The sequence below is a fragment of the Tianweitania sediminis genome (genome assembly GCF_017813335.1).
Taxonomy (GTDB): Bacteria; Pseudomonadota; Alphaproteobacteria; order Rhizobiales; family Rhizobiaceae; genus Tianweitania; species Tianweitania sediminis.
This window is the reverse complement of the sequence record NZ_JAGIYY010000008.1, coordinates 135,125-156,748: the sequence shown is the minus strand read 5'-3', so window position 1 is coordinate 156,748 and position 21,624 is coordinate 135,125. Positions and strand designations below refer to the sequence as shown.

25 protein-coding genes are annotated in these 21,624 nt (G+C 61.5%); 19 read left to right on the top strand and 6 right to left on the bottom strand.

The annotated features are described in order from the left end of the window. Positions 1-38: 38 nt before the first annotated feature. The 19 genes from J5Y06_RS18510 (at position 39) to J5Y06_RS18425 (ending at position 11,941) form a co-directional block, all read left to right on the top strand. Positions 39-185, top strand: a complete 147-nt coding sequence (locus J5Y06_RS18510) for a hypothetical protein (RefSeq protein WP_209336667.1) — start codon at positions 39-41, stop codon at positions 183-185. After that, positions 182-1,549, top strand: coding sequence for a DNA cytosine methyltransferase (locus tag J5Y06_RS23155; protein WP_342453458.1), 1,368 nt, complete (start codon positions 182-184; stop codon positions 1,547-1,549). Before J5Y06_RS18510 ends, J5Y06_RS23155 begins: the two co-directional genes overlap by 4 nt. Beyond that, positions 1,546-1,935, top strand: coding sequence for a hypothetical protein (locus J5Y06_RS18500; RefSeq protein ID WP_209336666.1), 390 nt, complete (start codon positions 1,546-1,548; stop codon positions 1,933-1,935). Before J5Y06_RS23155 ends, J5Y06_RS18500 begins: the two co-directional genes overlap by 4 nt. 3 nt (positions 1,936-1,938) lie before the next feature. Continuing rightward, positions 1,939-2,223, top strand: a complete 285-nt coding sequence (locus J5Y06_RS18495) for a hypothetical protein (protein WP_209336665.1) — start codon at positions 1,939-1,941, stop codon at positions 2,221-2,223. Then, positions 2,213-3,298 carry a hypothetical protein gene (locus J5Y06_RS18490; protein ID WP_209336664.1) on the top strand — a complete coding sequence of 362 codons (1,086 nt, stop codon included), beginning with the start codon at positions 2,213-2,215 and terminating at the stop codon, positions 3,296-3,298. Before J5Y06_RS18495 ends, J5Y06_RS18490 begins: the two co-directional genes overlap by 11 nt. After that, positions 3,295-3,627, top strand: coding sequence for a MazG nucleotide pyrophosphohydrolase domain-containing protein (locus tag J5Y06_RS18485; protein ID WP_209336663.1), 333 nt, complete (start codon positions 3,295-3,297; stop codon positions 3,625-3,627). Before J5Y06_RS18490 ends, J5Y06_RS18485 begins: the two co-directional genes overlap by 4 nt. After that, a complete protein-coding gene (locus tag J5Y06_RS18480) occupies positions 3,620-3,907 on the top strand; it encodes a hypothetical protein (protein ID WP_209336662.1) in 288 nt (95 codons plus the stop codon). The genes J5Y06_RS18485 and J5Y06_RS18480 overlap by 8 nt, the downstream gene beginning before the upstream one ends. Then, positions 3,900-4,373, top strand: coding sequence for a hypothetical protein (locus J5Y06_RS18475; protein ID WP_209336661.1), 474 nt, complete (start codon positions 3,900-3,902; stop codon positions 4,371-4,373). The genes J5Y06_RS18480 and J5Y06_RS18475 overlap by 8 nt, the downstream gene beginning before the upstream one ends. Further along, entirely contained in the window at positions 4,373-4,528 is a 156-nt protein-coding gene (locus J5Y06_RS18470) for a hypothetical protein (protein ID WP_209336660.1), read from the top strand. The genes J5Y06_RS18475 and J5Y06_RS18470 overlap by 1 nt, the downstream gene beginning before the upstream one ends. Beyond that, positions 4,528-4,851 (top strand): hypothetical protein, encoded by a 324-nt coding sequence (locus tag J5Y06_RS18465; RefSeq protein WP_209336659.1) that lies wholly within the window; start codon positions 4,528-4,530, stop codon positions 4,849-4,851. Before J5Y06_RS18470 ends, J5Y06_RS18465 begins: the two co-directional genes overlap by 1 nt. Next, the gene (locus tag J5Y06_RS18460) at positions 4,844-5,089 is read left to right on the top strand and encodes a hypothetical protein (RefSeq protein ID WP_209336658.1); all 246 of its coding nucleotides are present in this window, start codon (positions 4,844-4,846) and stop codon (positions 5,087-5,089) included. Before J5Y06_RS18465 ends, J5Y06_RS18460 begins: the two co-directional genes overlap by 8 nt. Beyond that, positions 5,082-5,204: a hypothetical protein gene (locus J5Y06_RS23340; RefSeq protein ID WP_280819295.1), complete on the top strand. Its 123-nt coding sequence runs from the start codon at positions 5,082-5,084 to the stop codon at positions 5,202-5,204. The genes J5Y06_RS18460 and J5Y06_RS23340 overlap by 8 nt, the downstream gene beginning before the upstream one ends. After that, positions 5,201-5,548 carry a DUF2493 domain-containing protein gene (locus J5Y06_RS18455; RefSeq protein ID WP_209336657.1) on the top strand — a complete coding sequence of 116 codons (348 nt, stop codon included), beginning with the start codon at positions 5,201-5,203 and terminating at the stop codon, positions 5,546-5,548. Before J5Y06_RS23340 ends, J5Y06_RS18455 begins: the two co-directional genes overlap by 4 nt. Beyond that, complete coding sequence (locus J5Y06_RS18450; RefSeq protein WP_209336656.1) at positions 5,545-6,141, top strand: GIY-YIG nuclease family protein; 597 nt, start codon at positions 5,545-5,547, stop codon at positions 6,139-6,141. Before J5Y06_RS18455 ends, J5Y06_RS18450 begins: the two co-directional genes overlap by 4 nt. Next, the gene (locus J5Y06_RS18445) at positions 6,141-6,392 is read left to right on the top strand and encodes a hypothetical protein (protein WP_209336655.1); all 252 of its coding nucleotides are present in this window, start codon (positions 6,141-6,143) and stop codon (positions 6,390-6,392) included. Before J5Y06_RS18450 ends, J5Y06_RS18445 begins: the two co-directional genes overlap by 1 nt. Before the next feature lie 12 nt (positions 6,393-6,404). Continuing rightward, positions 6,405-7,523 (top strand): tyrosine-type recombinase/integrase, encoded by a 1,119-nt coding sequence (locus J5Y06_RS18440; protein ID WP_209336654.1) that lies wholly within the window; start codon positions 6,405-6,407, stop codon positions 7,521-7,523. Positions 7,524-7,761: 238 nt separating this feature from the next. Beyond that, positions 7,762-8,103: a hypothetical protein gene (locus J5Y06_RS18435; protein ID WP_209336653.1), complete on the top strand. Its 342-nt coding sequence runs from the start codon at positions 7,762-7,764 to the stop codon at positions 8,101-8,103. Next, positions 8,100-9,998 carry a pyrroloquinoline quinone-dependent dehydrogenase gene (locus J5Y06_RS18430; RefSeq protein ID WP_209336652.1) on the top strand — a complete coding sequence of 633 codons (1,899 nt, stop codon included), beginning with the start codon at positions 8,100-8,102 and terminating at the stop codon, positions 9,996-9,998. The genes J5Y06_RS18435 and J5Y06_RS18430 overlap by 4 nt, the downstream gene beginning before the upstream one ends. Positions 9,999-10,300: 302 nt before the next feature. Continuing rightward, on the top strand, positions 10,301-11,941 hold the full coding sequence (locus J5Y06_RS18425) for a M20/M25/M40 family metallo-hydrolase (RefSeq protein WP_209336651.1): 1,641 nt from the start codon (positions 10,301-10,303) through the stop codon (positions 11,939-11,941). A 9-nt stretch (positions 11,942-11,950) separates the two neighbouring features. Here the strand turns inward: J5Y06_RS18425 and J5Y06_RS18420 are convergent, their stop codons facing one another. From J5Y06_RS18420 to J5Y06_RS18400, 6 genes are all read right to left on the bottom strand, one after another. Further along, positions 11,951-12,163 carry a hypothetical protein gene (locus J5Y06_RS18420; RefSeq protein WP_209336650.1) on the bottom strand — a complete coding sequence of 71 codons (213 nt, stop codon included), beginning with the start codon at positions 12,161-12,163 and terminating at the stop codon, positions 11,951-11,953. Next, positions 12,156-12,290: a hypothetical protein gene (locus J5Y06_RS23335; RefSeq protein ID WP_280819294.1), complete on the bottom strand. Its 135-nt coding sequence runs from the start codon at positions 12,288-12,290 to the stop codon at positions 12,156-12,158. Before J5Y06_RS23335 ends, J5Y06_RS18420 begins: the two co-directional genes overlap by 8 nt. Further along, entirely contained in the window at positions 12,283-13,551 is a 1,269-nt protein-coding gene (locus J5Y06_RS18415; protein ID WP_209336649.1) for a polysaccharide lyase family 7 protein, read from the bottom strand. Before J5Y06_RS18415 ends, J5Y06_RS23335 begins: the two co-directional genes overlap by 8 nt. A gap of 69 nt (positions 13,552-13,620) precedes the next feature. Further along, positions 13,621-14,946, bottom strand: coding sequence for an HlyD family type I secretion periplasmic adaptor subunit (locus J5Y06_RS18410; RefSeq protein WP_209336648.1), 1,326 nt, complete (start codon positions 14,944-14,946; stop codon positions 13,621-13,623). Positions 14,947-14,999: 53 nt separating this feature from the next. Further along, a complete protein-coding gene (locus tag J5Y06_RS18405) occupies positions 15,000-16,661 on the bottom strand; it encodes a type I secretion system permease/ATPase (protein WP_280819293.1) in 1,662 nt (553 codons plus the stop codon). Positions 16,662-16,781: 120 nt separating this feature from the next. Beyond that, positions 16,782-21,554: a tandem-95 repeat protein gene (locus J5Y06_RS18400; RefSeq protein ID WP_209336646.1), complete on the bottom strand. Its 4,773-nt coding sequence runs from the start codon at positions 21,552-21,554 to the stop codon at positions 16,782-16,784. Positions 21,555-21,624: the final 70 nt, after the last annotated feature.

Below are 21,624 nucleotides of genomic sequence, written 5' to 3'. Positions count from 1 at the left end.
AACGCGGCAGTCGGTGGCGGGAAAAGCGGAGAACCGCTGTGACCCTCCTTATCGGCCTGATCATCTACGTCATCCTCGCTTACGCCGTTCTGACGTGGTGCTTGCTGCGCGCCGTGGGTGGCCTGTTTCCGCCCCGCGCCCCTCTCCCCCGTCGTCACATCGCAACCGGTGAGGTGATCCGGTGAGCGCTCCAGCAGCCTACTACAACGAGTTTGACCCCTACGCGGCGCAATGGCTCCGCAACCTGATCGAAGCCGGCCATATCGCGCCCGGCGACGTGGACGAGCGGAGCATTGTCGATGTCCAGCCAGACGACTTACGCGGCTATTCTCAGTGCCATTTCTTCGCGGGCATTGGCGGATGGTCGTATGCAGCTCGACTGGCTGGATGGCCTGACAGCCGGTTACTCTGGACCGGAAGCTGCCCCTGCCAGCCATTCTCCGTCGCAGGCAAAGGCGAAGGCCAGAACGACGAACGCCATCTCTGGCCCGTCTTCTTCGATCTCATCCGAGCCTGTCGGCCCGATGTCGTCATGGGAGAGCAGGTTGCGGCAGCGGTTGGAAAGGATTGGCTCGACGGAGTGTCGGCTGACCTGGAAGGCATCGGTTACGCCTGCGGGGCGACCGTTGTCCCGGCTTGTGCCGTCGATGCGCCCCATCGAAGAGATCGCCTGTGGTTTGTGGCCGACGCCCAAGTGCGGGCACGAGGAATCGCCGGAAAGCTGGCTGAGACGAAAGCAGACAGAATACGAGAAGTATCCCGGGAAGGGGCTTGGATCGGCGCCCTTGGCAACGAGGGTGGCGCTAGACGCGGCAATGTGGCCCACGCCTACGAGCCTAGCGCCAGCGCGCAACGGGAACAACGAAGCGGGAAACTCAGCCGGACTGGTAGCCATCCGTGGGCATGTCATAGCTGGCTCCCAGGATCCGACGGAAAAGCCCGGCGCGTTGGATCCAACCTTCGTAGCGTGGTTGATGGGCTTCCCGAAAGCTTGGATGGATTGTGCGCCGACTTCTATGCCGAAGCGGCCGAAGAGGTAGGGCAATATGCCAAGGCAACGGAACGCCGATCCCGAGAAGTCCTGCGAGCGCTGCGGGATCAAGTTGCAGCGCAAACGGTATGGCAAGAACCTCGAGGATTTTTCGGCATTCGTGAAGCGGAGATATTGCTCCCTTACTTGTGCGAACTCGAAAGGCGCTTTGACGACGGCCGGGTATCGAGCGCAGTCGCGAAAGTTGCGCGGGATGGTCTGCGAGGCCTGCGGGTACACGATGGATCTCCATGCCCATCACAAAGACGGGGATCTGACGAACAACACGCCGGAGAACATCCAGACGCTCTGCACGTATTGTCACAACTACTGGCACGCTCTGCTCGACAGGCTTTTGAAGCCGTCTCAGGCGATGCCCCACCTCTTCGATTGCTCGCCCACGGAGTAGAGGCGCGGGTCGGGAAGCTCAGAGCTCTTGGCAATGCCATTGTCCCGCAAGTCGCGGCGGAAGTAATCGCTGCATATCTCGACGCCGAACTTCTGGAGGCAGCCGCATGACCCCTGCCAACCCCGACATGACCGTCACAGATGAAGCGGTGGAGGCGGCGCTCCAAGCATGGTTCAAAGACATGCCCCCAATGGCCGAGGTGGAATCCTTGGGTGGATACATGGGGACGGCAGTCGAGGATCATCGCTCGGACATGCGCGCCGCCCTCGGAGCCGCTGCCCCCTTCCTCCGCGCTGAGAGTGGGCAGAGCGTGAAGGCGCGGCCACTGGACGAATGGCACGAGGATTTCGGCCATGCCGTTTGGTGGGCGTGGCTAGACGGGCAATGGCTGGGCGAGCCTGCCTATATCGGCAGCCCCCTTTGCGACGATTGGCCTGACTACCACACCCATTGGACGTCGCACCCAAGCTTTCCGCCCGCACCAGAGGAGGCCTGAGCTATGGGAAAGCTATTCGGCCCCGACTTCATCACGCAAAAGTATCTGCAGCAATACCCAAACAGCGCACGCGCCCGATCATGGGCTGGCGTGGGCGTCCACATAGAGACCGAGAACGGCGTCTGGCGCATCGGCGGCAACGGCTACACATGGGCTGGGAAGCCTGATGCTTGGGTACTGCCGTTCGAGCAAGCGGTTCGCAAGATCGCCCACTGCGGCCCTGAAAAGCGAGGCCGCTTCCTCCGCGCCGCCCGTTCAGCCCTTCAGGAGAAACCCCATGACGATTGAGACCGTGGCGCGGGAACAGCAGGTACACGACGCGATCAAGAGCAAGCTGAAGGTTCGCTTCTACCCTTACGGTGTGTGGACAGGCCGTGTGGAGTGGGAGGGCATCGAAGAAGCAGCCCGCGCCGCCATTGCCGCCATGGAAGGCGAGGCGGGGGGTCTCTGCCCTCAGTGCGGTGGCATGGGGTACGCTTGCACAGGTTGTGGAGGAACGGGACTCGCCCACCCCCAGCTTGGCGAGCGCTCCCCCGCCAGTGAGCCCGAGCCTGCCCCCGGCGCCGGTGAGATCTGCCAGACCTGTCAGGGCAACGGTGAAGTCGTCACGAATTGGGAGCGCTACTTGCACGGCGAACCCGGAGACGCAGGCGATGAAGGCACTGCGGATTGCCCTGACTGCGATGGTATCGGTCGCGCGGATGGCGCTGGTGAGGATGCCGAGCGCGAGGCGGGGTTGGTTGAGCGGTTGCGAAAGCCGTGGCGCGAGTATCAAGGCGGCGCAGAATACCTTGCAGTGGCTGCTATGCTCGAAGCAGCGGATCGGCTCGAAGCCCGCACCCGTCAGCCAACAGAACCAAAGCCCTCGCAGGCTGGTGAGCCGAAGCAGGATGCGGCGCGGTACATTGCGCTGCTTCAAAACTGCAATACGCTTGAAGAGCAGATCAACGTACTGGCAGCCAAGCTCCGCTCCCGCCAACTCGCACCCGATGCCGGACCGCCGTTTCACTTCGACAGGTATGTGAATGGCGTCCTCATGGCCGAAGGCGTCATCATCGAACGGCAGAAGACGCTTGAAGCTGCATGTGTCGAAGCCGCACGTCTGGCATCAAAGGGGCCGAACGGTGAACCCCCGGTGCTTGTTCTTCGCCAACTCGCACCCGATGCAGATGCACAGAGGGAGGCGCTGGAAGAGACGCTACGCGGGCTTACCACGCGGATCGATAATCACTTGGCCGATTTGGACAAGTGCGGGATCAAGGACGGCAAGAAGCTGAACCGTGTGGCGGATCTTCTCAACAAGATCGATGAGGCCAACTTCAATGCGAAGGCTGTTCTCTCCCAGCCAGGAGCGGGCCGATGAACGCGCAAGAGCATTTGCTGACGTGCCTGGCTGAAGAGTGCGCCGAAGTCGCGCAGGAGGTCGCGAAGGCTCTCCGCTTCGGTTTGGACGACAAAAAGCCGGGACAGGATCGAACCAACGCTGAGCGAATCGCGTCAGAGATGGGCGACCTGCTGGCCGTCTACAACATGCTTGAGCATGAAGGTTTGCTGCCAACAGTAACGACCTGCTTCGCACCGAAGCAAATGAAGGTTGAGCAGTATATGGCCTACGCGAGAACGCGAGGTACGCTTTCGCCTGCCCGCACCGCTCTCCAGTCCGACAACCAGGAAGGAGAAGGCCGTGGTTGAGCGCCTGAACCGATCTGCCATTGAAAAGCTGACACCCTCCGAAGTGGAGGCTTTGGCGATCTTTGCTGCCCGTATGATCCGGGAATGCTGGGAAGGATGCGAAGGTGGGGAGTTCATTCAGGAGCAAGCGGAAGAACTTGGGCTAACTGAGCGCACCGTTTTTGACCCGTCCAAACACAAAGACCCGATGGGTTATGCCGATGCCGGCGACGTTTGGTTCGTCTTCACTCCATGGCTTGCGCGCGCCTTAGCTAAACCTCAGGAGGCTGGCCGTGGTTGAGCGCGAGAGACTGATTGAGCGACTGGCTGCGCTGACCGGGCCGGATCGTGCCGTAGATCTGGAAATCCTCGCGCGTGTTGGTCAGTCTGGTGAATGGTCTGAGGACGATATCGCGTATGCCCTAACAGACATCGAGGGCACAACGATGCCTCCCGCCTACACGGCGTCCATCGATGCGGCTGTGGCGCTGTGCGAGAGCGTTATCGCTTTGCAAGGTCGGAAGGTGATCTGCTTCTTTTGTGCTGGCGGGCAGCTTACCCCGTACAACGCGATTGAAGGATTACCAGACTACCACCCGCTTGCGAAGATCGACAACGGCGTCACAGTCGGCTGGATGGCGCATGTCGCGTTCTACAATGCAGACGGAAGCGCTACCGGGCCTGAACGATACAGCCATGGCCGGACTGCCGCCATTGCCGTTTGCATTGCGCTATTGCGAGCCCTCCAATCTCAGGAGCCCCGCTGATGCTCGCACCTTGGACGAAGATCCTGCCTCACTTCATCGTCGTCTGGATGGCAAAGCGCCAATGCGAACGCATGACGCTCTCCTTCGGCTGGCTGTCTGCTTCTGCCTACCAGGACGAGATCATTTCGTGGCCTATCGATGAGGAGCCCCGCTGATGGACATCATCCTTACCGGCTGGGAAACGAACACTGCAGACTTCGCCGCAGCCATTGCCGAATTCGAGGCAGCCCTGCCCGGCTTCTGGTGGAGCGTGGGGCAGTGTTCCGTCGGCGCCCATGCTTCATGTGCTGTGGACGGCAACGGATCGCAGGCTGCGCTCCTGGTGGGTGTCAAGGCAGGCGAGCCGCTAGATGACGGCTTCCATTGCGATACGCATGGAGGAAGCCCGGCCGAAGCATTGCGAGACGTGATGCGCCAGGCTGTAGCTTACCTCGCCGGGGAAAGGCCGGAAGACACGGAGGGGCAAGCCGATGATTAAGCTGTTCTGGGGAGCGCCAGCCAATCCCGGTCAAATGCGGTTCCACACTGGAACGCTGCTTTCCAAGCCCATAGGCGAGACGCGGCGCATGGCTCGCAAACACTTCGCCACCAATGAGATCACCGCGCTTTACGGCTTACAAGTCGGCAAGTCTTTCGTCGGACGCATCGCCATGGGCAGACGCGGTTTTGAGAATGGCGCCTACGAGCCGGAAGACACGGAGGGGCGGGATGCTTGAGGTCCTGCAATTCATCTTTTCATCGTTCTGGACCTTTGCCGGGACGGTCATCCTTATCGCCGCCATAGGGCAAGCCTTGGCAGTCATCATCGGTGTTGCGAAGGTGGGGCCATGACGCGCGTTCTCGTTTGCGGCGGTCGCGACTACGATAATCGTGACTACGTTCACCAGATCTTGGATGCGCTCGATAGTGTCGAGGTCATCATCGAAGGCGGTGCGACCGGTGCCGACTTGGCGGCAGCGAGTTGGGCGACCTTCTCCAGGAAGCACATAGAGACATTCCCCGCCGACTGGAAAACCCACGGCAAAGCGGCTGGCCCGATCCGCAACCAGCGCATGATCGATGAAGGCAAGCCGGATCTGGTGATTGCCTTCCCCGGAGGTCGCGGAACGGCTGACATGATCCGCCGCGCCGAAGCCGCCAGCATCCCTGTCAGGCGCGAAGGAGGTGGGGGATGACGCGCCGTCTCTATGCTGTTCGGCTGAAAGAAGACAAACAGATCGTATCTCTAACTCTGGTGGACGATCTCTTTGGCGAGCCGCATCTCGCTTATCAGGTCGATGAGTTCTGCACGGTTCGTGACTGTGAATATGCAGAGCTCGAAACGTTCAATATCGGGTGGCCAGATACCGCTGCCGCTTGGAGCAAGTGGGTGACTGGCTCCGGCGAGGGCGAGCGAACAGCCCCATCTTTCAGTGAACTGATGCTCCGGGCCGACGAAGACTTAGAGTGGACGCCATTCAATAGCGGTTGGGTCTATTTCTTTGTCTGCGATGGTGCCGTGAAGATTGGCTTTAGCCGGGACGTCGCTTCTCGCCTGAAGACACTTCAAACCGCCAGTGCCAAGAAGATCGAGTTTTTCGGCGCTCGACCAGGATCGATGGCTGACGAAGCCGCGCTGCATGAGCGGTTCTCAGAATACCGGATCAACGGGGAGTGGTTCCAGTATTCTGAAATCTGCGGGGATCTACTGAGGCTAAGGCGCTCTGGTTACTTGAGCACCGAGTTACCGGGCATCAGCCGTCCAGCAGTCATGGAGGCGAAATACTGATGGCAAACCTTCGCCCCGATCCGCTTTCCTATCCGCCCCGCGGCTTGAGCCGGGAAGAGGCCGCGCGCTATGTCGGTGTCAGCGCCGCGAAGTTCGATCAGATGGTGGCTGACCGTAGGATGCCGCGAGCCAAGCGCATCGATGGCCGTGTGATCTGGGATCGCATGGCGCTGGACATGGCTTTCACCGACCTGCCATCAGCAGAGAACATGATCGATGCAGCCTTGTCAGGGCGCGGTCAAGCGGCGTAGCGTCCGCGCATCATGACGGCAGAGTATCCGAACGCCTCACAGTACAAGGACCGCCACGGGGTAACTCGCTGGCGGTTTCGCCGTAACGGGAAGCAGCGTTCCCTCCCCGGACAGCCGGGCGACCCTGACTTCGAAAGGGCTTATGAGGACGCTGCCGCAGGCTTCGGGGGCAAGAAGACCGAGATCGTTCCACTGCCCGGCGCATCGTTACCAGAGAGCTTCGGGGCGGCGTGGAAAGGCGTTGTAACCACATCGGCCTGGAAAGCACACGATGCCGCCACCAAGTCAAAGAACACGTACCTGGCCGAGATGTGGCTGCACTCGCAGGTAGCGCCCGGAGTGGCCGCGCTCTGGAAAGACATGCCGGTTCGCGACATGCGGCGCCGGCATCTAAAAGCTCTGATTTCGCAGTATTCGGATACCCCGCACAAGGCGAAGCATCTGGTCGTCACCATCCGCAAGATGCTGGAGTACGCGCTTGACCAGGAGTGGATCGAAATCGATCCATCCTACAAGCTGAAGCATCGGCCAGACTATAAGGGATGGCGGGCTTGGAAGGTGGGGGAGATCGAGAAGTTCGAGGAACGGTGGCCGATAGGAACGACGCCCCGCCTCGCCTACTCCATAGCCCTTTGGCTCGGTAACAGACGCGAAGACGTGGCCACTCTCCGATGGGATCAGCAGTGCGTCCGCACCATCATCCAGAACGGCGAAGCGCGCCGCGTGGAGGGGTTTACCGTCGAGCAGGGCAAAGGGGACGGCGGGGAGTTGTTCTTGCCGATCTCGCCCATGCTTGCGGAAGTGCTGGATGCCACGGAGCGGCGCGGCGAAACGGTGTTGGTCAATGCCTACGGCAATCCGTTTTCCATCAAGTCCATGACCGGCATGATGGCGCACTGGACGAAGATGGCCGGCATGGGCCCGGGCTGTACCCTTCACGGGCTAAGGAAGACACTTGGCAAGCTGATGGCGGAAGGTGGAGCCACCACGCGGCAGCTTATGAAGGTGCTTGGCCATGAGAACATCGAGCATGCGGAACTCTATTCCCGCGAAGCTGAGCAGGCGTTGCTGGCCACCGAGGGAATGGACAAGGTGACGACGTTGATGAGTGGCCGAAAGAAGCGTGGCTAACCGGGTTGGCGAACCTGTGGCGACCTGTCCTATAGCACTTTGATTTTGCTGACATGAGGCAGGCCCTCCGGGCCCACCAAACTCTCAAGTCCTTGATGCGCAAAGATGCGGGTGCGGCTACACGGCTCCTGTATCTCGGCTCAGCCCATGCCTTGGAGTGATGCGCCATCGGCAGATCATCTCCTCTGTCTTGGATTTCCAAGGCGGAACCTTTCGGCGGGCTTCAGGTTAGCTCGCCATGCAGACACGCTATCTAGCCGCCGGCTTTCTCGGTTTGGTTGGCCTCGTGCTGGCCATTATCGCCTATGCAGGACCGCTTGGTAACACCGGCGTCGACGGCACTCTTGGTGCCTTGCTGGCGTTGATCGGGGCACTGGTGACGTGCTTGGGCGCGGGGCTGCTTGCTTTTCGCAAATTGCCGAGCCGGCCAGTGGTGATCGCTGTTCTGGTTGTTGCGGCGGTCCTGACCGCAATTGCCGGTTACTTCCTGATGCAGTTCGCCTTGGCCGTTGTGATGGCGGCAGCAGCGCTGGCCCTTGTCGCCGCTCCTTTCCTCAGTTCCCACCGGAGGGCCGTATGATCGCGCGCCGATGCGTTGCCGCCTTGCTCTCTTCTTGCTTGCTGGCTGCCACGGGAAGTGCCAGCGCGCAGCAGTCGGAATGGACCGCATTCCACGGCGACGTGGGCTCCACGAAGTTCTCCAACGTCCAGAGCTTGACCCCGGACACAGTCGGCAACCTCGAGCGTGCCTGGGAATTCCACACCGGCGACGTGTCCGACGGTTCCGGCGAGATTCCGGAAACGGTTTGGTCCGCAACCCCGATCTACGCAAACGAGACACTCTACCTCGGCACGCCGTTTTACCGCGTCGTTGCGCTCGACCCTGCGACTGGTCTTCAGCGCTGGTCGTATTCCAGCGACTCCCGTCTCGAGGCGCTGACGCAGCCGGCGCTCAAGAACCGGGGGGTCGCGTATTGGGAGAGCGGCCAGGCGGGCAGGTGCGAGAAGCGCGTCTTCCTAGGCACGATGGATGCCGAACTGCACGCGATCGATGCCGATACGGGCCAGCGGTGTGAGGGATTTGGCGACGGTGGCGTCCTGAACGTCAACCAGTGGAACACCGTCAATGACGTGTTTCCGTTTTCACTGCTGCAGCCGCCGCTTGTCGTAGGTGATATCCTGCTGCTCGGATGGGCCGGCAAGGACTGGGCCTTCAGCGTTGCCCCTCCGGGCAATCTTATGGCCATTGATGCACGCACCGGCAAACTTTTGTGGGAAACCAGCTTCATTCCCGAAGAACTGATCCCCCGCACCGGCACCGCCAACATCTGGACAGCGATGACTGCTGATCCGGAGCTGGGCATGGTCTATGCCCCTGTCTCGTCGCCCAGCCCCAATTACTGGGGAGGAGCGCGCAAAGAGCCCATCCCGATGGCAACGTCGGTGAGCGCCATTGATCTGCGGACCGGCGAGGTCGTGTGGAGCTTCCAGCATGTCAATCACGATATCTGGGACTATGACACACCGTCGGCACCGAGCCTCGTCAACATCGTGCGGAACGGGCAGTCGATTCCTGCCTTGGTGCAGGCGACCAAGCAGGGCTTTCTGTTCGTGCTCGACCGCCGCACCGGCGAGCCGCTGTTTGAGATCGAAGAGCGCGCGACGCCGCCAAGCACTGCGGAGGGCGAGGCTGCGGCGCCCACCCAACCATTCGCCATGACCCCGCGCCCGGTTGGTAACCCGCTCGAACTTCCCGGCGTCTGGTGGATCGCCGATCTGGTCAGCTTCGGCCAGTGCTCACGCGATCGCGAGAAATACCTCTACCAGGGCATGTTCACGCCCCCCTCGGAACAGGGAACCTTGTTTTTTCCAGGCACGGCCGGAGCGACCAATTGGGGGGGCGTGGCCGTCGACCCGCGCAACGCCACGCTTTATGTGAATGCCTCGCGCATCGTGCAGTTGATCCGTCTGATCCCGCGCGCAGAATACGAACAGATCCAGGGCCCCGAAGGAGGCAATGAAGAAGGCTATTCGCCCCAGAAAGGAGCACCCTACGGCATCCACCTGACGGATTGGAGCAACTGGGCCGGCATGCCGTGCTGGGAACCGCCCTTCGGCACGTTCTCAGCATACGACTTGAACACAGGCGAGTTGCTTTACGAGACGCCTTTCGGACGAGCGCAGCTTAAAGGCTTCTATGGGCTCCAATCCTGGGGTTCACCGACTCTGGGCGGACCGGTGGTTACCGCTGGCGGCGTCGTTTTCCTGGGAGCATCCGTGGACTCCCGCGTGCGGGCCCTCGACGCGCGCACAGGGCAGGAACTGTGGTCGGATCTGGTGGAAGCCCCTGCGGTATCGATACCGGCCGTGTTCACGCATAACGGAGTGGACTATGTTGTGTTCGCCGTGGGCGGCAATTCCATCCTGAAGCCCGAAGTTTCAGACCAGGTCGTCGCTTATCGGCTTCCCCAATAACGCGAACGGCCATCGGCATTCCCCGTTCAAGCTGCTCGGTTCGCGATCCTCGTTCTGGCTGCCCTGGCTTCTGCGGCCGCCCTCATGGTCGGCCGGATGCGCTTCGTCGGGCTCCCGCCCTATCGGGCGCGTGGTGTTTGCCCCAACCGAACAGCCAGCCGCCGTCCGGGCCATTCTGATCGGCTTTTTGCTCGCCCTCTTTGCCACCCGGTGTCGGCGGACCCCGGTGCAGCAAGGCGAAAGCAGCTTGCAATTCGGCTGTTTTTTGCAAAAACCACGCACCAAAGCTCAGGGATCACACAATGCGTTTATCGGAAGCCGACCTGGCCGCGTTCACCCGCGCCTGGGCGATCAAGCTGACGGAGTTCGGCAGTGTCAGCGGCAGCGTGGGCGAAGCGGCGCTCGGCCCCTGGCTTGCCACCGAATTGGCGGCCGACGAAGCTTTCGGGGACAGCCGTTGCTGGAGCTTTCCAGTGGCCCTCGGCGATCCCCGCCACTGTGTTGCCATGCTTGTGCGGGGGAGCGGGCGCAAAACAGTGATCCTGACTGGCCACTACGACACTGTGACCACGGAAGACTATGGGGCGCTTGAGCCTGTCGCAACACGTCCCGAACGGTTGAAGGAACAATTGCTTGAGCGCCTCAGCAGCGGCGGCGCGCAAACCGCAGCGGAACAGCGCGCGCTCGCTGACCTCCAGAGCGGCAACTTCCTTCCCGGGCGCGGGTTGCTCGACATGAAGGCAGGGCTCGCGGCCGGGCTTGCCGCTTGCGCATCGTTTGCGGCCGATGAACAGAGGGGGGGCAACCTCCTGTTTCTCGCGGTTCCAGACGAAGAGGTGAATTCCGTCGGCGCTCGCGCCGCCGCATCGCTTCTTCCAGGGATTGCACAGGATCTCGCCCTCGACTTCGTGGGCGCCATCAATCTCGACGCGATCGCAGATGACCAGCCGGATGGCGCCAACGGCCGCATCATTGCGCTCGGCACCATCGGCAAGGTGCTGCCGACCGCTCTTGTGGTAGGCGTCCACGCCCATAGCGGCTTTCCGCTCGCAGGCATCAATGCCGGCGCCATTGCAGGCGCCATTGCAGCACGCGTCGAATGGGCGCCGGAGCTCACGGACACGGATGAAAACGGATTGCCCGGCACGCAGCCGAGCCTTCTCAGCTTGCGCGACAGCAAGACCGGCTACGACGTGACGACGCCGGCACTCGCCTTCCTGACCTTCAACGTGCTGAGTTCGACGCAATCGCCGGCCGACGTGCTCGACCGCTTCGAAACACTCTGTGGACAAGCGGCCGACGCGCTTGTTGCCACGTTGCGCGACCGCTCAAAGGCGTCCCGCAAGCCCACAGTGTTGCATCAGCCCATCGCCCTCCACCGGTTCGAAGCCGTTTACACCGCAGCGTGCCAGGCGGACGAGCAGAACACAGCCTTGCTCAAGGCACGCGCTGAAGAGCTTGCGGCCAGCACCCTGCCCTTGCCGGACCAGTGTCGGGAGCTGACGGCCCTTGCCTGGAACCTGAGCGGCCTTTCGGGCCCTGCCATCGTTGTGGGGTTCGGTTCGGTTCCTTATCTGCCGACCCGTTTGTCGGCTGGGCCCGCCGCCCAGAGGCTCCTTGCATCGGCGCAAGATCTCGCGGCAGAGGCCGAAGCCACCTACGGGACGCAGCTCACCGCAACCGCGGTTTTCGCGGGTATTTCCGATATGAGCTTCCTTGGCGAAGCGGAAGAAGCAGCGCTCGGCATCGTTGCCCGCAATACGCCGTTGTGGGACGCGGGGGTGCGCTGGCCGGCAGACGGCGGCATTGCCGACATCCCGATCGTCAATCTCGGTCCGTGGGGGCGCGACTATCACACGCCGCTCGAACGCCTGCACGAGCCCTATGCGTTCGACGTCCTGCCGCGGCTCTTGATTGACCTCAGCAAGCGCCTTCTCGGGTGAGCACGTCGCTCAGGCAACGGCCGCCATGTCGTCGGACAAAGCTCGCTCAAGCATAGCCTCGGCAGTCATCAGCCACATGTGCCGTTCATCGGACGGGAGAGTCGACCAATCCGCAGGCATGCCCCGGCGCAGGCAGTTCAGTTCATATCCCTGCCTGGCGATTTCGATCCGACGCTCTGCATAGGCGCGGCTTTCGATAGGAAGTCCGTAAGCATCAAGCATCGCAGAAATCCAGCCTTGCATGATCAACAACAAGACCGATCATAGGTTGCAAGGCTTGCTCGAAGATTTCCGTTTCTGATCTGGATGGCTGCTCTGCAAACAAACAGACCGCCGGTCGGTCAGCCATGCAAGATCCAGTCTGCTCCGTTCAGATGGTCAAAGCTGGTGTCCGTGAAAAGAATGCTGGAATCGCTGCCTGTGACCAGGACAATGCCGTCGTCCGTTTGATGCAGCGCTCCCTTCGCGTCGGAAACGGATTCGAACAATCCTGCTTCGAAGATCAGCGCCTCACCTTTGCGAAACTCTGCCAGCGTGTCGTGGCCATGGTTGGTTTCAAACACATACGTGTCCTTGCTGTCCCCGCCCTTGAGCCAGTCGTCGCCTGCGCCGCCTCGCAAGATGTCGCGTCCGCCATTGCCCCACAGGATGTCGCCGCCAGAAGCGCCGTTCAGGACATCGTCTCCGCCCTGACCCCTGATCGTGTCGTCGCCGCCTGAGCCAGCGAGGGTTTCATTTCGCGCTGTGCCCGACAAGGTCTGTCCGGGCGCGTCGCTCTCGCCGTCTCCCTTGCTGGGCAGCGAAGGAACCGGCATGTGGGGGCCAGGCACTTCCGGCAGCGGGTGACCGTTTCCAGGCGATGTCGGAAGCGCATCTGCCTTCCAGCCGCCAAGTCCGCCATCCACGGCGTGACTGAAGTCAAGGCCGGTAAAGGCAACCTGCGCCGTTCCGCTTCCCTGCGTGTCATTGACGCCGAGATACGCGCCTGCCTTGAAGTAGAAGGTGTCCTCCTGCCAGACCTTGTTGATGCTGGTTTCAGAACTGTAGACTTGGCCATCGGCGAAGATCTCCACAATCAGACGATCGCCACGTGCGTCGATCTTGTAGGAAAAGCTTTCACCCAGGCTGACGTTTGGCTGAGCGCCCTCGTGATTGCGCAGATCGAAGCGAAGCTCCTTGTCGCCGGATCCGGCTCGATCGTTCTTGAAGTAGATTTCGCCGTTTTCCCAATAAAGCCGGACCAGTTCATGGTCATCACCGTGAATTTGCCCGACGATCACACGCCCAGCTTCCCCGTCAACGGACGGGGCGTTTTCGATTCGGAGCGTGGCGGTCATGGTGCCGCCTTCCTTTAGCGTCCAAGCGGCCCGCTCGGTGCCGTTCATTTCGCGAAGTTCGCTGCGGGCATATTTCGAGCCACTCGTTGTAGCCCCTCCGACGTGCGCGCGGAAAACCATCGCGCCATCATCCGCATCGAAGAAGTGGCTGCTGTTCTCATAGCCGAAGAGATTTTTCACCTCCACCGCTGTGCCGGAAGACCCGCCTTTTGCGTCCGTCGGAAGGGTCAACTTCCAGTTGCTCAAGTCGAAACGATCCGAGTTCGTCACCATTGCTTGCTCCAATGATCTTTCGCCCCAAAGATCTAGGTTGCGCCGCGCCGCCCGCGCGACAAGAAAAGGTCATTCTCGAAAGGCCCGGCTCATGCTGTCCGTCACCGGCTTCGTCAGGTACTGCAGAAAAGTCCGGTCGCCGGTCAGGATCATCGCTTCCGCCGGCATTCCTGGATGAAGGTCTCCGCTCGCGATGCCAGCACTCCGGCCTTTCTCGAAGCTCAACCGTGCCACGTAATAGGGACGGTTCGTTTCCACATCGAGCAGGCGATCGGCAGACAGGTACGTGACCGTTGCCTCGATCGTCGGGGTTGTTCTCTGGTTCAAAGCTGGAAAGCGCAGACGCGCCGCTTGCCCGATCTTCACGACATCCACATCCTGCGGCGCGACCCGGGCTTCAACAACAAGCTCGTCGCTGGTGGGAAGAAGTTCAAGAAGCGTTTCAGCCGGCTTCACGACGCTGCCGATGCTGTTGAAGCCGAGCTTCAGCACGAGGCCGTCGGTCGGGGCTCGAACAATCGTTCGATCCGCCACAGCCGCCGCAGTCACAAGATGCTCGCGCGTGTCGGCAATCGTCGCGCGCAATTGGTTCAACTCGGTCAACGCCGATTCAACACGCTGCGTTTCGAGGCGCGCGATCTGTTCACGCGATTCGGCGATCTGCGTCCGTGCCGTCAGGATCGCGGCTTTCGCCTGCCCTTGCTGGCCAAGCAGCTCGGCCTCGCTGCGAAGCAGGGCAGTGTATTCCGCCCTGTCCGTCAGACCTTTGGCGAGCAGGCCCCGCTTGCGGGCAGCTTCTGCCCGGACAACCTGAAGCTGCCGCGCGACGGCAGCTTCTTGCGCGACCATGCCCTGCGATTGTTCATGCAACGCCGTGACGCCCTGCTGGAGGATTGCACGCTCCTGCTGGTGGCGTTTGAGGCGGGTCTCGAACTCGCTTGCTTGTTCCGCCAGAACGTCTTGTTGCGAAAGCGCGCGTGCCCGCTGCTCGACGTCGCGTGAGAAGCGGAGTTGCATTTCCCCGTCGCTTCGTTCTGCGGTCAAGCGCGCTGCCTGCGCTTCCAACCCGAGAAGTAGCTTGTTCAGGCGGCTGCGGTTTGCCGCGGCTTCCGTGGGGTCGAGTTCGAAAAGCGGCTGACCTTTCCGGACGCGTTCACCTTCCCGCACAAGGATGCGTTGAATAATGCCCCCTTCCAGATGCTGGACACGCTGGTTCTGCCCCGAGACGGCGACATATCCGGCAGCCACGGCCGCCCCCGACAAGGGTGCGAACATCGCCCAGGCGGTGAAGGCGAGCACGATACCGGCACAAGCCGCGCCCCCGATCACACTGGCTTGCGGCACATCTGCATCGAGTTTGCTCGTCCAGTCACCCTCCCTTGAGGAAGGCTCCATCTTTTTCGTGGCTGGGGAAGAAGATGGGGACCGGGAGCGCTTGCTTGCCATCATCAAGCCGCCTGCGCCTGTGGCATGCGCTGTCGAAAAACATCCAAACGGGGTCCGAACTGCTCGATCGCGCCGTCTTCAAGAACCAGGATGTAATCCACTTCGTCGATCACCGAGCGTCTTTGCGTCACGATCACGACAGTCACCCCCTCGCGCCTGGCACGCGCCAGCACGTCCCCGAGTGCGGCGTCACCGCCGCTGTCCAGATGCGCGTTCGGCTCGTCCATAATCAGGAGGCGCGGCTCGCCATAAAGCGCACGCGCCAAACCCATGCGCTGGCGCTGCCCGCCCGACAGTTGCCAGCCACCCGGCCCGAGCACCGTGTCATAGCCGGATGGCAAGCGTTGGATGAAGTCGTGGATGCCGGCGCGCTCGGCTGCTTCCAGAACAGCAAAATCATCCTTGGCCGGATCAAACCGCGCGATGTTTTCACCGACAGTGCCAGGGTAAAGGTCAACATCCTGGGCAACATAGCCGATGTGCCGGCCCAGTTCCTCCCGGTTCCAGTGCCTTGTATCAGAGCCATCGATCCGCACAGCGCCGGCCCGGAGATCCACGGCTCCGATCAAGACGCGCATCAAGGTGGATTTCCCAGCGCCTGATCGTCCCACAACCGCAAGGCTGCTGCCCGCCGGGAGATCAAAGCTCACGCGCTTCAGCAGCGGCTTGTCGGTTCCCGGACGCAGCGTCACGGCGTCTTCCACGCTCAAGGCGCCCCGTGGTGCGGGCAAGCGCGTTCTGGCGACCGGCTCGTTGGCGGCCCGGCCGATGATATGGAGCCGGGTCCAGGCCCCTGCGACATCGGTCAAACTCTTCCAAGCGCCGATCACCTGATCAATGGGCTGCAGGGCTCGACCGGAAATCAGGGAAGCGGCGAAGATCATCCCTGCTGTCAGCTGGCCGTCCAGAACAAGGAAGCTTCCATACCCGAGGATAGCCATCTGCAGCGCCAGCCGAAGGGCTCGCGCCGCTCCAGAAAACACGGCGTTGATGCTGTTCAGCCGGTCGCCGGCGCGAACAGCACGAAGCTCGTCGCGCCCCCAGGCGTTTGCAGCGCTCCCCGCCATGCCCATCGCCTGAATCGCTTCCGCGCCACGTGTGAAAGCTTGCGCCAATCGGAACGCCTGCATCTGGGCCGTCGCCGCTTCTCGGGCCGCGCCCTTGCTCCACCAGTGGTTCACCAGGGTCAGCCCCCCGAGGGTGCAGGCACCCAGAAGCGTCAGCCAGAAGAAGTGCGGGTGGATCAGAAACAGCGCCCCTACGAACAGGGGCACGAAGGGCAGGTCGAGCAGTGCCATCGCACCGCGTCCTGCCGTGAAACTCCGGATTGCCTGGAGATCTCGGAGCGGCTGGCAATCACCCGATGCGACGCTCCCACGCGCCAGGGCCTCGTTGAAGGAGGTTATGGCGAAAAGCTTTTCGAGCTGCACGGACAGGCGACCGGCTGCAAGGGCGCGCAACATGTCCACCAGCCCCAGAAGGCATACAGCGAGTGCGGCGGCGATCGAAAGAAACAGCAGGGTTTCCAACGAACCGGACGTCAGCACCCGATCGTAGATCTGGAGCATATAAAGGGGCTGCACCAGGACCAGCGCGTTGATCATGATGCTGGTCCCGACCAGGAACCCGAACCCAACCCGCGCGGAACGTGGCCACCGGTCCATCATCGATCCTGCATCGTGCAACAGCATCCCCTGCACTAGCGGTGGTGATCTGGGCTTGATTCTCTCGCGGCGATGATGCTTCCAACAACCTTAAGGTGCAAGATATAATTGTCTACAACCTTAACCAAACAGCCAGAGGTTGTCGGTTGCCGAACCGTCGAAGCCTGCAAAATGAGCGGCTGTCAGCTTCAGGCCGCTGTTGATCGAGGCAAATGCCACCGCCTCCTGTGCCCCCGAACCGTCCATGTCATACAGGAGCTTGCCTGCGGATTGATCGTAGATGATGCGGTGCTCGGTCGTGGTTGCCTGTTTGCCCAAAACAAACTGATCGATGCCGAGGCCACCCACAGCGACGTCGAAGATCGCCATGGAAAGCAGGATCTGGTCGTTGGAAGCACTGAAATCCTTGATCTGATCGACATTGCCTCCATCAAGTGCGGTGTCGAACACGAAGCGATCGGCACCGTTTCCGCCTTTCAGCGAATCCTTCCCCAACCCGCCCGACAGGATGTCGTCACCCCCATTGCCGGTCAGCGTGTTGTCTGCTTCGTTGCCGATCAGGAGGTTGGCCAGATTGTTGCCCGTCAGGCTGACTTTTGAGGCGCCCATGGCTTCCACAATCTCCAGCGCGCTGCTCGCCGCGATCGTGAAGGTGGAGGTCGTGTAAACCTTGTCGATGCCCTCACCGGCCAGTTCCACCACTTTGTCGCCCGACGTATCGACGTGGTAGGTGTCGTCGCCGGCCTTGCCGGTCATGGTGTCCTTGCCGGATAAGCCATCGATGACATCATTCCCGACGGTTCCGACGAGCTTGTCCGAGCCCGATGTTCCACGAATGGTCCCACCCGCCGGCGGGACATCTGCAGCTTCCACCTTGATCGTGAAAACGGCATCGGTGCTTCGAAGCCCTGTGTCGTCGACCACGCGGTAGCTGAAGGCCACATCGCCCTTGAAACCAGCCGACGGAGCGAAATCGAAGCTGCCATCCGGGCGCAACGTAAGGCCGCTAACCGCACCCGCCAGTTCGTAGCTCAGGATCGATCCTGCATCGGGATCCGAACCAGCCGGCAGACGCCCGGAGATCGTTGCGTCCATCGGACCGGAGACCACGTTCTCGGTAGTCGACGCGAACGGCGCATCAGCCACGGCCGCGATGGTGAAAGTGAACGTCTGACCGGCGCTTTTAGCCCCGACGCTGTCCACCGCACGATAATCAAAGCTGAACGTGCCGTTGCTGTTGGCCGCCGGCGTAAAACGGTATGTCCCGTCCCCGTTGAGCACCAGGCCGGCAAGCGTTGTCGCCGCCTCATAGGTCAGAGGCAGGTCGCCCTCCGGATCGGAACCCGCCGGCAACTGCCCCACGACAGCCTCATCTTCCAGGCCGCTGGCGGTATTACCATCAGCAGCGGTCACCGGCGGCTGGTTCGAGGGATCGCCTGTTCCGCCCCCGAAGCTGTAGTCCGTGGCGTGAAGCGTCGATGAGCCCTGGATCTTGAAGGTTTCTGATGTTGCACCGTCATCGATGCGGAAGCTGCCGTTGCCGAGAGCGATCACGGTGGCGCCTGCACCGAAGCCAGTGAACAGGATCGCGTCACCCGGGTTGGCACCCCTGCCCTGGAAATCCTTCAGGACGTCGCCGTTCACTTCGCCCTTGCGGAGAACGAAAACGTCATCGCCGCCACCGCCATAAAGTTGATCGGCACCGCCACCCCCATCAAGCCGATCCGAACCACCATAGCCGTAAAGCGTGTTGTTTGCGCTGTTGCCGATGACGGTGTTGTCGCCGTTGTTGCCCTTGAGCGTCAGTTTGGATGTGCCTGCACCTTGCAGCACTTCCACTTCGCTGTCGGCGGCAAGTGTGAAGCTCGAGGACGCGATGACCGTATCGAGCCCCCCGCCGGCGGCTTCCACCACCTTGTCCTTGGAGCTATCGACATAATAGGTGTCGCTGCCGGCCAATCCCCGCATCAGGTCGGCGCCCGCTTTGCCGTCGATCACGTCATCGCCCGGCGTGCCGTCGAGCGTGTCGGCTGCAGAGGTTCCGATGATCGGTCCGCTTGCAGGCTTGGCTTGAAGCGTCAGCGTGAAGAGCTGCGGCGCACTGGAAGCCCCCTGTGCGTCCACGACGACGTACGAAAAGGCGACGTCGCCCGACACATCTGGTGCCGGCGTGAAAACAAAGTTCCCGGATGGAGCCAGCACCAGGCCGGGGACCTCCCCTTGCAGAAGGTAGGTCAGCGCATCTCCCTCAACATCCGACCCTGCGGGAAGCTGCCCGCTGACTGGGTTGCCTTGAATACCGCTGGCCGCATTGCCGGACGCGCTGGCAAGTGGCGCGTCATTCACGGGATTGACCGTGATGGTGAAGACCTGTGCGGGACTGGAAGCGCCGAGGCTGTCCCGCACCACATAGCTGAAGTTGAACGCGCCGAATGTGTTTGGCGGAGGTGTAAACGTGAAGCTGCCATTCTCCTGGAGGCTCAAGCCCTCGAGGCCGGCCGTCAGGTGGTAAGTCAAAGCGGTATTCCCATCGGGATCAGAGCCCGCAGGAACCTGGCCGACAAGAGTGGTGTCTTCGGCGCTTGTTGCTTCGTTGCCATCCGCCGCAGGCTGCGGTGCAGCATTCTCGGTTGGCTCAGGGACGCCGTTGAAGCCGTAATCCGACGATGTCAGAACCACGACACCCGCCGGTCCCTTGACGCGGAACGCTTCTTCAAGCCCGCCGTCCACCACCTTGAAATTGCCGCTGCCCAGCGAAACGAGGGTCGCGCTTGTTGTGAACCCGACTATGTTGATCTTGTCGCTGCCCGAAACGAAGTCTTCGATCACCGTTCCGCCGAGTTCGCCCTTGCGAAGAACGAACAGGTCGTTGCCGCCGTCGCCATAAAGACTGTCGGCGCCACCCCCGCCCTCCAGCGTGTCGGCTCCACCGCCACCGCGTAGGATGTTGACGCTTGTGTTGCCTGTGATGCGGTTGTCGGCGTCGTTGCCTGTGCCGTCGCGCGGCGCTTCCCCGAGAAGGATCAGGTTTTCCAGGTCGTTGCCGAGCGTGTAGGTGAGCGTGCTGAAGACCGTGTCATTGCCGCCGCCGGGCGCTTCCGCCACGACGTCGCCGGTGTGATCCACGAAGTAGACGTCATCGCCGCCGGCGCCCTCCATGACGTCAGCGCCGCCTAAACCGTTCAGCTCATTTGCGCCGGCATTGCCCGTCAGCTTGTTGGCGCCGGCATTTCCGGTGGCATTCAGGTCGGCGGTGCCCACCAGGACCAGATGCTCCACTTCCGCTGCAAGCGTGTAGCTGACGGATGCATAAACCGTGTCATAGCCGCCAAGGCCGGCATGGTCCTTTTCAACGATGAAGTCGCCGGCATCGTCGACATAGTAGGTGTCGTCGCCGTCCCCGCCGTCCATCTTGTCGGCGCCTGCACCGCCGTCCAGCACGTCCTTGCCGCCGAGACCTTCCAGCTCGTTGGCCACGCTGTTGCCGGTGATCCTGTTGTCGAGCGCGTTGCCCGTGCCGCGTATCGCCGTGCCCGTAAGGACAAGATTTTCGATGTTGGCGCCGAGCGTGTGGTTCAGCGTTGCGATTACCGTGTCGTTGCCCGCATCCGGTGCTTCGGTGATCGTGTCCTGGCTGTGGTTGACATGGTAGGTGTCGTTGCCGCCCTTGCCGGCAAAAACATCGCCGCCACCGGTTCCCATGAAGACGTCATCGCCCTCGGTCGCGGAGTGCGGCGGAATGGAATATTGGCCGGCAAGCGAGCCATTGACCTCGTTGCCGGACACCACAGTGCCCGAAGGGGCACCGGCCGCGGAGTTGGTGGACTCTTCGCGAATGCCGTAGCGGCTGCGGATTGCACCATCCGCATAGATCACGTTGTCGGTGATGGTCGTCCCGGTGGAGTAATAGGTACGCGGTGGGTTTACGACCTCGTCCAGTCGCAAGCGGATGTTGACCTCGTCATAAGCGTTGTTGCCGACCTGCGAGTTGTTGAAGATCGTGTTTTCATCGATCAGCGTTTGTGTCGCCCCTTCGACACGAATGCCTTGGCGCCCGTTGTCATGGATGCTGGCCCCCTGGATGGTGATTTCGTCGGACAGCTTGATCAACATGCCTTCGGATGCGTTGGCATAATACTCGCCGCCGATGATCTGGATACGCGCCGGCCAATCGATATCGTTTTGACCATCCGGAAAGATGTCGCCGCGCTGGATAACCAAGCCTGTTGAGCCGTTGTGGTGCGAAACATTGTTCTTCAGCACGATATCCGTGCTGCTCGTTGTCATGTTGAAGCCATGACGATCATTGTTGTGGGACAGGTTGTTCTCAACAACCGCATTGACCACGAAGTCCAGGGTGAACCCGTCATAGCCATTGTGGTGAGCCACGCAGTTGGTGATCACCATGTTGTAGGTGATCTCGTGCGGGTCGATGCCGTAGGAGGTGCAGTTCATCACCTCGACCTTGTCGAGCGTGATGCCGGTGTGGATGCGACCGTTGGTGTTTTCCTTCACACCCGAGATGAAGCCAGCCTGGTGCCCGGTGTTGTGGGCACGATTGCCATCGATGGTCAGGTCGCGAATTTCAACGTTGGAGGCGCTTTCATAAACGGGCGTGCGCACGATCCCGTTGATGCGCGCATCGAAGCCATCCGCGAGCTTGAGGACCGTTTCGCCCATGCCTGCGCCTGTGAGCGTGACGTTGCTGCGCACCTCCACAGCACCGGCGCTGGGATTGTTGGGATTGCCGCTGACAATGAAAGTGCCGGCTGGGATGATGACCGTACCGCCGCCTGCTTCGTAAGCAGCATTGATGGCGGCCTGAATCGCTTTGCTGTCATCCGACAGGTCATTGGCCGTGGCGCCAAAATCAACCACGTTGAACGTCTTCATGGGCCGCCCCCGCTTCAGCCGGCCTATGCGCCGACCATGCAGCAATAAAGGGGACGATCTTCCTGTTATA